The 13,311-nt window shown below is 62.5% G+C and carries 10 protein-coding genes; 8 read left to right on the forward strand and 2 right to left on the reverse strand.

From position 1 onward, the window contains the following. Entirely contained in the window at positions 1 to 2,916 is a 2,916-nt protein-coding gene (locus NKI64_RS24220) for a ribonuclease E/G (protein WP_023756361.1), read from the reverse strand. A gap of 647 nt (positions 2,917 to 3,563) precedes the next feature. Here NKI64_RS24220 and NKI64_RS24225 point away from each other — a divergent pair. The 5 genes from NKI64_RS24225 to NKI64_RS24245 all read left to right on the forward strand — a co-directional run bounded on the left by NKI64_RS24225 (position 3,564) and on the right by NKI64_RS24245 (position 9,975). Then, complete coding sequence (locus tag NKI64_RS24225; protein ID WP_352497480.1) at positions 3,564 to 4,823, forward strand: N-acetylmuramoyl-L-alanine amidase; 1,260 nt, start codon at positions 3,564 to 3,566, stop codon at positions 4,821 to 4,823. Between the two features lie 213 nt (positions 4,824 to 5,036). Then, positions 5,037 to 7,493 (forward strand): penicillin-binding protein 1A, encoded by a 2,457-nt coding sequence (locus NKI64_RS24230; RefSeq protein WP_352670512.1) that lies wholly within the window; start codon positions 5,037 to 5,039, stop codon positions 7,491 to 7,493. A gap of 130 nt (positions 7,494 to 7,623) precedes the next feature. Continuing rightward, positions 7,624 to 8,755, forward strand: a protein-coding gene (prfB, locus tag NKI64_RS24235; protein WP_155922402.1) for a peptide chain release factor 2 whose coding sequence is annotated in 2 segments (ribosomal slippage) — positions 7,624 to 7,689 and positions 7,691 to 8,755 — 1,131 coding nt in all. Because the reading frame shifts where the segments join, the coding sequence is not laid out codon by codon here. 117 nt (positions 8,756 to 8,872) lie between these two features. Continuing rightward, on the forward strand, positions 8,873 to 9,292 hold the full coding sequence (locus NKI64_RS24240; protein WP_352520419.1) for a GFA family protein: 420 nt from the start codon (positions 8,873 to 8,875) through the stop codon (positions 9,290 to 9,292). A 287-nt stretch (positions 9,293 to 9,579) separates the two neighbouring features. Continuing rightward, on the forward strand, positions 9,580 to 9,975 hold the full coding sequence (locus NKI64_RS24245) for a hypothetical protein (protein WP_352670515.1): 396 nt from the start codon (positions 9,580 to 9,582) through the stop codon (positions 9,973 to 9,975). A gap of 54 nt (positions 9,976 to 10,029) precedes the next feature. Here NKI64_RS24245 and NKI64_RS24250 read toward each other — a convergent pair whose 3' ends face one another. Further along, positions 10,030 to 10,899, reverse strand: coding sequence for an NmrA/HSCARG family protein (locus NKI64_RS24250; protein ID WP_023667473.1), 870 nt, complete (start codon positions 10,897 to 10,899; stop codon positions 10,030 to 10,032). Between the two features lie 103 nt (positions 10,900 to 11,002). Here NKI64_RS24250 and NKI64_RS24255 point away from each other — a divergent pair, with 103 nt between their 5' ends. The 3 genes from NKI64_RS24255 (at position 11,003) to NKI64_RS24265 (ending at position 13,211) form a co-directional block, all read left to right on the forward strand. After that, a complete protein-coding gene (locus NKI64_RS24255) occupies positions 11,003 to 11,893 on the forward strand; it encodes a LysR family transcriptional regulator (protein ID WP_023681487.1) in 891 nt (296 codons plus the stop codon). Between the two features lie 147 nt (positions 11,894 to 12,040). Further along, the gene (locus NKI64_RS24260; RefSeq protein WP_023667471.1) at positions 12,041 to 12,409 is read left to right on the forward strand and encodes a GFA family protein; all 369 of its coding nucleotides are present in this window, start codon (positions 12,041 to 12,043) and stop codon (positions 12,407 to 12,409) included. A gap of 151 nt (positions 12,410 to 12,560) precedes the next feature. Beyond that, positions 12,561 to 13,211, forward strand: coding sequence for a YiaD family glycine zipper/OmpA-like lipoprotein (locus NKI64_RS24265; RefSeq protein WP_023667470.1), 651 nt, complete (start codon positions 12,561 to 12,563; stop codon positions 13,209 to 13,211). Positions 13,212 to 13,311: the final 100 nt, after the last annotated feature.

Consider the following 13,311-nt stretch of genomic DNA (forward strand, 5'->3'; position numbering starts at 1 on the left):
TTAGAAAAAGCCCTTCCGCTGCCACCAGCCGGCGCGCTTCGGCTTTTCCTCGGCCTTTGCCTCGTCGGCAACGCTGGAGGAAACCACCGGCACCGCGGAGGTATCCGCGGCCACGGCTTTGCGCCGTGACGGGCGAGCCTTGGCGGGCTCGTCGTCGACGGTCGTTTCCGTGGCGGCATCGGCCGCAGCGGGGGCGGCAGCTTCGACGGCAGCTTCCGGTGCAGCCTCGGCCGCCGTCTCATCGGCGACTTCCACCACAGCCTTCTTTGCCCTTGAAGCGCGCTTCTTCTTCGGCTTTTCGGCTGGAGCGTCGTCGTTCGCCGCGGCGGGAGCCGCCGCTTCTTCAACCGCTACGGCTGCTACGGGCTCGCTTGCGGCCGTTCCGACTTCAGCGGCCTCGGCCACCGAGGCGGTTTCGCCGGCTTCGGTCTCCGTGCCGTCTTCGCGACGATTGCGCTTGCCGCCGCGCTTGCCGCGACGGCGCTTCTTGCCCTGGGCGTCATCTGATGCTTCCACCGTTTCGACGGCGCCAACCTGGGCTTCGTCTTGCTGTGTTGCATCGTCATCGCCTGGTTCAGCGGCAAAGTCGTCGCTTGCCGCCGAAACCGAAGCACCTTCGGCGCCATGCTCGCGATCGCCATGTTCGCGTTCGCGATCCTTGCCGCCGCGCCGCCTGCGGCGCTTGCGACGCTTGCGGTCGCGGCCTTCGCCGTCCTCAGCCGATCTCGGCTGCTGCTGCGATTGCGGCTGCGCCTGGCGCGGCTGCTCGGCCTGTACCACAACCTCGTCGTCTTCCTCCTCGATGACGATCTCGTCCTCGGGCTCTTCCGGCTCGACATAGGCCGGGAAGGTTCGCGCTTCGACAAAGCCTTCCGGCTTTTCGGCAATGGCGCCGCGGAAGATCGCGTAGTGCTGCACACCGACCGTATCATCGGCCTCGACGGTGATGGTCAGGCCAAAGCGGCTTTCGAGTTCCACCAGCGTGCCGCGCTTGTGGTTGAGCACATAGAGAGCGGTCGCCGCCGGGGTCCGCACCGTGATGTGGCTGCGCGAATCCTTGAGCAGGAATTCCTCGATCGCCCGCACCACCATCAGCGCCACCGACGAATCGGAGCGCACATGGCCAGTGCCGCCGCAATGAGGGCACGGCTTCATGGTTGATTCCAGCACGCTGGCGCGGATGCGCTGGCGCGACATCTCCATCAGGCCGAAATGCGAGATGCGGCCGACTTGGATGCGGGCTCGGTCGTTCTTGAGGTGATCCTTCAGCCGCTTCTCGACGGAGCGGTTGTTGCGGTTCTCCTCCATGTCGATGAAGTCGATGACGATCAGGCCGGCGAGATCGCGCAGCCTTAATTGCCTGGCGACTTCTTCCGCCGCTTCAAGGTTGGTGTGGAGAGCGGTGTCCTCGATCGAGTGCTCCTTGGTGGAGCGGCCCGAATTGACGTCGATGGCGACCAGCGCCTCGGTCTGGTTGATGATGATGTAGCCGCCGCTCTTCAGCGTCACCTGCGGCTGCAGCATGCGGTCGAGCTGCGCCTCGATCCCGTTGCGCACGAAGATCGGCGTCGTGTCGCGGAACGGCTGAACCACCTTGGCGTGGCTCGGCATCAGCATGCGCATGAAATCCTTGGCCTCGCGGTAGCCTTCCTCGCCGGAGACAAGAATCTCGTCAATATCCTTGTTGTAGAGGTCGCGCACCGAGCGCTTGATCAGGCTGCCTTCCTCATAGACGAGGGCAGGGGCGGTGGATTGCAGCGTCAGATTGCGGACGTTTTCCCAAAGCCGCATCAGATATTCGTAGTCGCGCTTGATTTCCGCCTTGGTGCGGCTTTCGCCGGCGGTGCGCAGGATGACGCCCATGCCCTGCGGCACTTCGAGATCGGCAACGACCTCCTTGAGGCGCTTGCGGTCGACCGCACTGGTGATCTTGCGCGAAATGCCGCCGCCGCGTGCGGTGTTGGGCATCAGCACGGAATAGCGGCCGGCAAGCGACAGATAGGTGGTGAGTGCAGCGCCCTTGTTGCCGCGCTCTTCCTTGACCACCTGCACCAGCAGGATCTGCCGGCGCTTGATGACTTCCTGAATCTTGTACTGGCGGCGCACCGGCTTGCGGCGGCTGCGCACCTCTTCCAGCGCATCCTCGGCGCCTACGGATTCGATCTCGTGGTCGTCCGGATGCGAGGACTGCACCTCTTCCAGCATGCCGCGATCATTGTCCTCGGAGGTGGCTTCGCCACTTGCCTCGCTGGACGACCTTTCGTCACCCGGCTCCGCCGCAGGGACAGCTTCGGAGATCACATCCGCTTCGACGCTTGCCGCGATCGATGTCGGGCCGCCTTCCGACGGTTCGGTCCCGGATGTCTCGGCGTCGGAGGCTTCGCTGTCGCCATGCCCGGCATGATCGTCATGCCCGGCGGTATTGGCCGCGGCATGCTCGGAAGCAGGCGCTTCGGAGACGGCATCGCTGCCGGCATCGCCATGTTCGCCGTTTTCATCATCGGCGCCGGCGTCGCGCTTGTGTTCGCCGCGCTCACGACCCTTGCCGCCGCGCCGGCGGCCGCGCCGGCCGCGATCGCGACTCTGGCGGTCGTCGCCGTCATTGTCCTCGTTCTCCTCGTCCTCGGCTTCCTGCGCTTCGGCGCGCAGCAAAGCCTGACGATCGGCGACCGGGATCTGGTAATAGTCGGGGTGAATTTCACTGAAGGCGAGGAAACCGTGACGGTTGCCGCCATATTCGACAAAGGCTGCCTGGAGGGAAGGTTCGACACGCGTTACGCGGGCGAGATAGATGTTTCCTTTGAGCTGCTTCTTGTCCTGAGATTCAAAGTCGAATTCTTCAATACGGTTACCGCGGATAACGACAACGCGTGTTTCCTCCGGGTGGGAGGCGTCTATCAGCATTTTGTTGGGCATTATTTCGTTTCCTCCCGGCAGCCGTCAGCCGCAGCTTGCGAGGCAAAGCCCGCTGCTGCGTGTCTGGGATGTGGGTGCCGGATGTCTGAATGTCCGCCGGACGCCGCTTGAGCGCCATGGCGGTGCCGCCCGCAGCCACAATGGCGCGGTTTGATGCGGACCTTTCCATGATTGCGCTTGAAGCCATCGTCACCAGCAGAACCTTTTGAACCAAAGCCCGGACGAACCGGACCAGCTTGTTTGCTCATACAGAGCCGGCACGGGAACAAACCCGGCCGTTTTCCTCACGCAGGCGATTCCCCCGCCACGGGCGCACACCTGCGAAATTCGTCGCGATCACCTGAAGCCTTTTCGCTGGAGCGAAAGGAGCCGCCTTTCATCTGACCTGTAGCAGGAAGCTGCGGGAGAAGCGGTTCCAGGATTGCAGTGATCCACCATCGCTTTTATGATTTGACGGGGTGGAAGGCAACCCCGATTTCGGATGCCGGCAAAAAGCAGTGCCGTAACGGAAGCACAGGCCTTAATCCTCAATGAAAAGGCTTGGTTAACCTTCTCTGGATACCAATCGTTAATCGAGTCTGCGGCCTGACCGGCATTTCGACCAACCACGCGGGCGCAAGCGCCAAATCGGGAGCGACTGCAAAGAAATGGGACTGGCGGGCATCACAGACAAGGGCCATGGCCGTGCAGGCCGTTTCCTGCGCGCTGCCGGTGTGCTGTTGCTGCTGGCGCTTTGCCTTGCTTTTGCGCCGGTTTCACGCGCCGCCGATGCGCCACTCGGCGCCACCGCCTACAAGATGGCCGGCGACGCAACCAAGATGCGCATCGTCATCGATTTCGACCGCGAGCCCGACATCAAATGGTTCCTGCTGCGCGGCCCCAACCGGCTGGTCGTGGACCTGCCGCGCACCCGATTCGCCATTGGCGCGAAGGAGGCCAAGGCCCGCGGCCTGGTCAAAGCGGTGCGTTATGGCGATCAGGGCGAGGGATCGCGGCTGATCCTGACCGGCAAGGGGCCGTTCTCGGTCGACAAGCTCGAGGTGCTCAAGAACGAGGACGGCGCAGGCTATCGCATCGCCATCGACATGTCGGCAGCCTCCGACCGCGAGTTCGACGAAGCCCTTGCCAACCAGGCGCTGACCACTGGCTCGACCGTCTCCACCGACAAGGGCTCCAGGGTCGGCACAGGGCCGATCTCCAATCCCGGGCATCGCTTCACCATCGTCATCGATCCCGGCCATGGCGGCATCGACGGTGGCGCCGAAGGCCTCAACGGCACCATCGAGAAGAACGTGACGCTGGCCTTCGCCACCGAATTGCGCGACAAACTCGCCGCCGTCGCCAACTACGACGTGTTCATGACGCGCGATACCGACGAGTTCCTGCGGCTCGATGACCGCGTGCGCATCGCCCGGCAGCACGAGGCCGACCTTTTGATCTCGATCCATGCCGACACGATCAGCGTCAAGGGTATCAGAGGCGCCACCGTTTATACCGTCTCCGACAAGGCGTCCGATCCGCAAGCGCAGGCGCTTGCCGACCGTGAAAACCTCTCCGACCAGTTCGCCGGCATGGTGATCAAGGACGACAACAAGGAAGTCACCGACATACTGATCGACCTGATCCGCCGCGAGACGCATAATTTCTCGATGAGCTTTGCCCACACTCTGGTCGGCCAGTTGTCCACCAGCGTTGGCCTGATCAATAATCCGCAGCGTTCGGCCGGCTTCAAAGTGCTGAAAGCGCCCGATGTGCCGTCGGTGCTGGTGGAACTTGGCTATCTCTCCAACGCCAAGGATGAAGCGCAACTGCTCGACGCCGACTGGCGCGGCAAGGCGGCGCAGAGCATCACCAACGCCGTCGCCCTGTTTGCCTCCGCCAAGATGGGAACGGGAACCGGAGGCTGAGATGGTCGCCGCCGCCCACGACCGGAGGCAGCGTTGCACGACGACAACACCAGGCGCTTTTATTTCAGGTGGGGGATGCCTAAACCGGGCACTGCCGTATTTTGCCCACATGGTGGCGACATGGGTTTTCCATCACGGATCGGGACAGTTGCGAAGGCTTGCGCGAAAGGCGGCTTCGTCTAGGAAATTCCCGGACCTCGGACTGGAGCGGGCATGATTCGTCTTATCGGCTATTTCTTTGGTATCGGCACGACGCTGGCGCTTATCGTCGCCGCGGGCGTGGCGATATACATCAGCCATCTGTCGAAAGACCTGCCCGACTACGAGGTGCTGGCCAAGTACGAGCCGCCGGTGACGACCCGCATCCATGCTTCCGACGGCTCGTTGATGGCCGAATATGCGCGCGAACGGCGGCTCTATCTGCCGATCCAGGCGGTTCCGGACCGGGTCAAGGCGGCGTTCCTGTCGGCCGAGGACAAGAATTTCTACAACCATCCCGGCATCGACATCACCGGGCTTGGCCGCGCCATCTACGTCAACCTGCAGAATCTGGGTTCGGGCAGGCGCCAGGTCGGCGCCTCGACCATCACCCAGCAGGTGGCGAAGAACTTCCTCTTGTCCTCGGACCAGACCTACGAGCGCAAGATCAAGGAGATGATCCTGGCCTTCCGCATCGAGCAGGCTTATTCGAAGGACCGCATCCTTGAGCTTTACCTCAACGAAATCTTCTTCGGTTTCGGCGCCTATGGCGTTGCGGGCGCGGCACTGACCTATTTCGACAAGTCGGTCAACGAACTCACGGTCGCGGAAGCCGCCTATCTGGCGTCGCTGCCGAAGGGGCCCAACAACTACCATCCCTTCAAGCATGCCGACCGCGCCATCGAGCGCCGCAACTGGGTCATCGACCAGATGGTCGAGAACGGCTACGTGACGCGCGAGGAAGGCGACAAGGCCAAGGCCGAGCCGCTCGGCGTGACGCCGCGTCGTAACGGCTCCTATCTGTTTGCGGGTGAATATTTCACCGAGGAAGTGCGCCGCCAGATCATCTCGCGCTATGGCGAGAACGCGCTCTATGAGGGCGGCCTTTCGGTGCGCACGACGCTCGATCCGAAGATCCAGCTCATCGCCCGCAAGTCGATGCAGAACGGCTTGCTCAAATATGACACGCTGCGCGGCTATCGCGGACCGGTGACGCATATCGATGCTTCCGGCGACTGGGGCGTGGCGCTGGGCAACGTCAAGGGGCTGGAAGACGTGCCGGAATGGTCGCTTGCCGTCGTGCTCGACAGCTCGGCGACCGGCCTTTCCATCGGCCTGCAGCCGACGCGGCAGATTTCGGGCGATATCGTCAAGGAACGCGTCGAAGGCGCCGTCAGCAAGGAAGACATGAGCTTTGCCATGCGCCATGTGGTCGATGGCAAGACGGTCAAGGCCAAGTCTCCGGCCGATGTACTGCAGCCCGGCGACGTCATCTTCGTGCAGAAGAACGAAGGGTCGGAAGGCGCCTACACGCTGCGCCAGGTGCCGGAAGTGGAGGGCGGCCTGATCGCCATGGATCCACATACCGGCCGCGTGCTGGCCATGGTCGGCGGCTTCTCCTATGCGCAGTCGGAGTTCAACCGTGCCACGCAGGCGATGCGCCAGCCGGGATCGTCCTTCAAGCCGATCGTCTATTCGGCCGCGCTCGACAATGGCTATACGCCGGCCTCGGTGATCATGGACGGACCGATCACCATCCAGAGCGGCACTACGACCTGGACGCCGAAGAACTATGACGGCACGGTGGCAGGCCCCGCTACCTTGCGTTCCGGCATCGAAAAGTCGCGCAATTTGATGACGGTGCGGCTCGCCAACGACATGGGCATGAAGCTGGTGGTGGAATATGCCGAGAGGTTCGGCGTCTACGACCATCTGGCGCCGTATCTGCCGATGGCGCTGGGCTCCGGCGAGACGACGGTGATGCGCATGGTGTCGGCCTATTCGATCATGGCCAATGGCGGCAAGTCGATCAAACCCTCGCTCATCGACCGCATCCAGGACCGCTACGGCAAGACCGTGTTCAAGCAGGACGAGCGCGGCTGCCAAGGCTGCAACGCGCCCGAATGGAACAACCAGCCCGAACCGGAACTGGTCGACAATTCCGAGCAGGTGCTCGATCCGATGACGGCCTACCAGATCACCTCGATGATGGAAGGCGTGGTCCAGCGCGGCACCGGCGCCACCATCGCCGAGCTTGGCCGCCACATCGCCGGCAAGACCGGAACGACCAATGACGAGAAGGACGCCTGGTTCATCGGCTATACGCCGAACCTCGTCGTCGGCCTCTACATGGGTTACGACACGCCGCGCGGTCTCGGCCATGGCGCCACCGGCGGTGGTCTGGCGGCGCCTATCTTCAAGGACTTCATGCGCGTTGCGCTGGACGGCACGCCCAATGTCGACTTCAAGGTGCCGGAAGGCATGAACCTGGTCGCGATCAACCGCAAGACCGGCATGCGTGCCGCGTCGGGCGATTCCGGCACCATCATCGAAGCCTTCAAGCCCGGCACCGGCCCGGCCGACAGCTATTGGGTGATCGGCATGGGCGCCGACGGGTCCAACGGCGCCGGCGGACCGCTATCGCCGCAGGCTACGGAAGCCATCCAGGCACCCGGCGGCGGGCTTTACTGACGACCTGATTTCTTAAGCTGAATGGGCTGGCTTGTTGAGCCGGCCCATTTCGCTTTACAGGCAGCAATGCCGTGCCTATGTATCGCGCCGACCCAAGCGCCACTTCAAAAACAGGACAGAACAACCAGCCATGCGCGCGGAAACGCAGAACATTGTCGACGAGATCAGGCAGGCGATCACCCTGCTGAGGAGGCATCTTTGACTGGGATCAGGCCATAAAACGGCTTGAATACCTGAACGTGCGCGCCGAGGATTCCAGCCTCTGGAATGATCCGCTGGAAGCGCAGAAGCTGATGCGCGAGCGCCAGGGCCTCGAAGACGGGATCGCCGGCGTCAAAAGCCTGACCCAGGCGCTGGAAGACAATATCGGCCTGATCGAACTGGGTGAGGAAGAGGGCGACCAGAGCGTGATCGCCGAGGCGGAAGCGGCCCTCCGCTCGATGCAGGGCGAGGCCAAGGCCCGCCAGGTCGAGACGCTGCTGTCGGGCGAGGCAGACGCCAACGACACCTATCTCGAAGTCCATGCCGGCGCCGGTGGCACCGAGAGCCAGGACTGGGCCTCGATGCTTTTGCGCATGTATACGCGCTGGGCCGAGCGGCGTCGCTTCAAAGTCGAGGTGCTGGAAGTCCATGACGGCGAAGAAGCCGGCATCAAGTCCGCCACGCTCCTGATCAAGGGCCACAATGCCTATGGCTGGCTGAAGACCGAGTCGGGCGTTCATCGCCTGGTCCGCATTTCACCCTATGACAGCAATGCGCGCCGCCACACGTCCTTCTCCAGCGTCTGGGTCTACCCGGTCGTCGATGACAGGATCGAGATCGACGTCTCGGAATCGGATGTACGCATCGACACCTACCGCTCATCCGGTTCGGGCGGCCAGCACGTCAACACCACGGACTCGGCGGTTCGCATCACCCATATCGCCACCGGCATCGCGGTTGCCTGCCAGGCCGAACGCTCGCAGCACAAGAACAAGGCGAAGGCCTGGGAAATGCTGCGCTCGCGCCTTTACGAGGAAGAGCTGAAGAAGCGCGAAGCGGTGGCCAATGCCACAGAAGCGTCGAAGAGCGACATCGGCTGGGGTCACCAGATCCGTTCCTATGTGCTGCAGCCCTACCAGTTGGTGAAGGACCTGCGCACCGGCGTCGAGAGCACCAGCCCGTCGAGCGTGCTCGACGGCGACCTCGACGACTTCATGGAAGCTTCGTTGTCGCAGCGCATCGAGGGCGGTGCCGGTGAAGCCGTGGCCGACCTCGACTAGATATGTCCATATTCAGGTGAGGCCGGCCTGCGAATGGCTGATTCCTGCGCTTCCGCCACTTTCGACTCGGCTGACTTGAATAAGAACATCCCTGGGCGGGGGAGCGAAGGAGGAACCATGACTCGCAGGCTCACCGGCAAATGCTTTTGCGGCGCGGTCCAGTATGAAGTGGCGGACGAGTTCGTCTATGCCGCCAACTGCCATTGTTCGAACTGCCGGCGCACCACAGGTTCCGCCTTCAAGCCCTTCGCCGGCATCGAGCGCGAGAAACTTGCCCTTGCCGAAGGGCATCACGGGCTCATCCATTTCGGCGATGACAGCGGCCACGATGCGCATTGCAGCCGCTGCGGCTCGTTGCTGTATTCGCTGGTCCGCGACGGCGCCTATGTCCATGTCGCCATGGGCACGCTGGTCGACGATCCGACGATCCGGCCGACCGCGCACATCTTCGTCGGCTCCAAAGCGCCATGGTTCACCATCGCCGACGACTTGCCGAAATATGAAGGGCATGTGATCGCCGGTCCAGGCGACGTATAGGCTGGAACCACATACGGCCAATCCCGTTGTTTCGTTGCCCGTCTGCCGGGAGTTGAGCCTGGCCTTGGATCTCGTCAGCGGTTGCAGATAGCGGCGTAGATGTGCGGCCTCGCGCAGCAACTTCTTGCGCCGGCCAAGGAATCAGCCCAGCATCCGAGGGCTGGAAGAGAAAAAGCATTTATGGCCGGACGCGGCATATCTGCGACCTGACGATCCGGCCACTGGGAAGACACGTTCCGGGAACGGGCAAGCGAAACGCTTGATGCTCGTTTGAAAGGAACGCTTCCATGTCTGCTGCCACTCTCCGATCGGCCAGAGCCGTTCAACCGGCTGGCCGACTCCTGTTTTCCTTGTTCGTGACCGCGATCTTTGCAATCGCGATGCTTGCTGCGGTGCTGACCGCACCCGCCTTCGCCCATGACGCCAAGCCTACGGCGGCGAAGCCGCAAGGCTGGAGTTATCCCTTCGCCTGCTGCGCAAACTACGACTGCCGTACCACCCATACCGGCGAGGTGCTGGAAAAGCCGGAGGGCTATGTCATCGCCGGAACGGGGGAGGTCGTGCCGATGAGCGACAAGCGGGTCAAGGACTCACCCGACGGCGATTTCCACTGGTGCGCGCACCAGGCCGGCCTCGACGCAGGCAAGACGATCTGCCTGTTCGTGCCACCGCGTTCCTACTGAGTTCTGTTGGCAGTTCTCATCGGAAGGCCGGCCTTGGTGCTGAAGGCGCTTGCGTCAGACGGAAGCAGCGAGTGCTGAGGCGAAGTCGCGATACGGCCGCAGTGGGCGACCCAGAAGTGCCGTCAGGCGCTCGACGTCGCCGGTCTCGGGCAGCATCCCGTCGGTAAAGAAACGCTCGCCCATCAGGCGCATGTCGTAGGCCATCCAGGCGGGCAGGAACTGCTTGAGATTTTGCTCAAAACCCTCCGTATTGTCGCCGCTGTAGCTGATCGGGCGGGCGAGTACGTCTGACCAGATTGCGGCAATGTCCGTCCCGGTCAGTGTCTGCGGACCGACGAGGTTGATCCTCTCGAACGCAAGCGGCTCCTTGGACCGTTCGCGACGCAGCAGCTCAAGAGCGGCGATCTCGGCGATATCGCGGGCATCGATCATGGCGAGACCCTTGGGGCCGATCGGCATTGGGTAGGTGCCGTAGCCGGTGATGACGTCTTCGACCGTCAGATCGTTCTGGATGAAGTAGGCCGGGCGCAAGATCGTAGCTTTGAAGTCCATCTGTTCGATCATTCGCTCCACGCCGAACTTGCCCGCGAAATGCGGCACGTTCACATAGACGTCAGCGTGGATCACCGAGAGATAGACGATCCGCTCGATGCCGGCCGATCGGGCGACATTCAAGGCGATCAAAGCCTGGGTGAATTCGTCCGGCACCACGGCGTTCAAGAGGAACAGCGTGGAAACGCCAGACATGGCTTTGCGCAGCGAATCGACATCGAGAAAGTCGCCTTGCACGACGGATACGCCTGCCGGAAAACTGGTTTTCGACGGATCGCGCACGAGAGCACGCACATCGGCGCCGCGCTTGGCGAGCTGTTCGACGACTTGGCGGCCGATATTGCCGGTGGCGCCGGTAACGAGAATGGTCATGGAATTTCTCCTGTTGGGTTGCTTGACAGCCCCAATATGTGTGGCTCACAAAGAGCCCAGTAGACGGCAATTTTAGACACGTCGTCTCACTGGTGGGACAGTCATGGATCTTTTAGCCCTTGCCGATTTTAACCTCGTGGCTCGCCATGGCGGCTTCGGCAAAGCGGCAAGGTCCACCGGCCGGCCCAAGGCAACATTGTCCCGGCGCGTTGGCGAATTGGAAAGCAGTCTCGATCTGCGTCTGTTCGAACGGGGTGCGCGTAACCTGAAGCTGACCGAAGAAGGACGGGCGCTCTTCGAGCGGACGGGGGCGTTGCTTGCCGAGCTGGACGAGACGGCATCGGCGATTGCCTCGGGCGGCCAGAGACCCAAGGGCAGATTGCGGATCAGCGCGCCTTTGCATTTTTCGCAGACTGCAATGGGGAGGATCGCCGCGGGATTTGCCCTGAGGTATCCTGAGGTGAGGCTTGAAGTGACCACCGAAGACCGGCATGTCGACATGATCGAGGAAGGCTACGATCTGGTAATCCGGGTCAATCCGGATCCCGATGAAAGCCTGGTCGGACGGGCGTTTCTCCGCGACCGCCTGGTCGTTGTGGCGAGCCCGGACCTTCCTCGCCCGGCCGATGGGCTCGCCGCTCCTGGCGTTGCGCGCGGGACAGGCGAGCGGCAAACATGGCAGGTGAAGACACCAGGTGGCCGGGCAACACTTAGAATCGAGCCGGTCCTCGCCTTGTCGACGCTCATCATGGTCCGGGATGCGGTGCGAGCCGGCATCGGCGCAGGACGGCTTCCCATTTCGTTGGTGGCCCACGACCTGGCTGACGGCACACTGGTGAATTGGGGGGATATTGACGGCCCCGAAATTTCTCTATGGACGCTCTACCCCTCCCGGCGGCTGCTCAGCGCGCGCGTGTCGGCGTTCCTGGATTTTCTGAAACAGGCTTTCCCAAACGGGACGCCGGACGAACTGGCCGCCTATATCGGCAGGTGACGACGATTGGGAGGTGACGACGGGCCTGCTTCAGCCAGAGCGCCGCTCGGCTCGATCGACCGGAGCCTGCTGACAGACAGTTGTCAGGAGCCTTCCTTTATGGTGCCTTGCCGCATGGGTGGCGGGCAACGGAGAGGAAAGCTTTTCATGACCATCAAGGCCAGCTGTCATTGCAAGGCGACGACGTTCGAGGTTTCGCAGGCGCCCGAGACGGTAACACAATGCACCTGCTCGTTCTGCTCCAAGCGCGGTTCGCTGTGGGCTTACTACGTTCCGTCGCAATTCAAGCTCACCAGCTCGCCGGAAAACGTTTCCTTCTATCAATGGGGATCGAAGACCGTCAAACACGGGTTTTGCGCCATTTGCGGCTGCGGCACCTTCACCGAAACGCCGGACTGGTCGACCGGAAAACCGGACTTCGACAATCCCAAGATCTCAGTCAATTCGCGGCTGTTCGACGATTTCGACCTCGACAAGGTCGAGGTGGTCGTCATTGACGGCAAGAACCTCTGGTAGGCCAGCACCAGCCACCGAAGCGGAAGTGTGGCGCGAGCGGGGAGAAGCCGCTTTCGCCGCTCGGTTTTTCGCCGCATTTCATGTTACAAGACCGGAGAAGGGCTTATATGCGCGAGCCGCAAAGGCCGCGCTTTGGAGAGGGACGATCCTTATGAAAAAGACTGTGCTCGTCGCCGTTGCGACGGCTGTGCTGGTGAGTGCCTGCACCACGACCGATCCGTACACCGGGGAGCAGAAGGTTTCGAACACCGCAGCCGGCGCCGGCCTTGGCGCCCTGGCGGGCGCGGGCCTCGGCCTGCTTGCCGGCGGCAATGACCGCCGCAACGCGCTGATCGGCGCCGGTATCGGCGCGCTGGCCGGCGGCGCCATCGGCGCGACCATGGACCAGAACGAGGCTGAACTGCGCCGCCAGCTCGAAGGCACCGGCGTCAGCGTCACCCGCACCGGCGACCAGATCATCCTCAACATGCCGTCCGACATTACTTTCAACGTCGACCAGGATGCGGTGAAGCCTGGCTTCTACCAGGTGCTGAACTCGGTTGCGCTGGTGCTGAAGAAGTTCAAGCAGACCACGGTCGATGTGTTCGGCCATACCGATTCGACCGGCGGCGACGAACACAATTTCGATCTGTCGCAGCGCCGTGCATTGGCGGTCGCCAACTATCTCTCGGGCCAAGGTGTCGATTCGCGCCGCTTCGCCGTCACCGGTTTCGGCAAGACCCGTCCGATCGCGTCCAATGGAACGGCGGCCGGCCGTGCGCAGAACCGGCGCGTCGAGATCCAGCTTTCGCCGCTGACCTGAATTGTTCGGCATCGAAATGCGAAGGCGGCCCCGCAAGGGCCGCTTTCTTTTTGGGCTCCTGTGGTCCGCCAAAAGGTCTAACGCATTAGAGATTTCTAAT

Source organism: Mesorhizobium sp. M0478 (assembly GCF_040321305.1).
Lineage (GTDB): Bacteria > Pseudomonadota > Alphaproteobacteria > Rhizobiales > Rhizobiaceae > Mesorhizobium.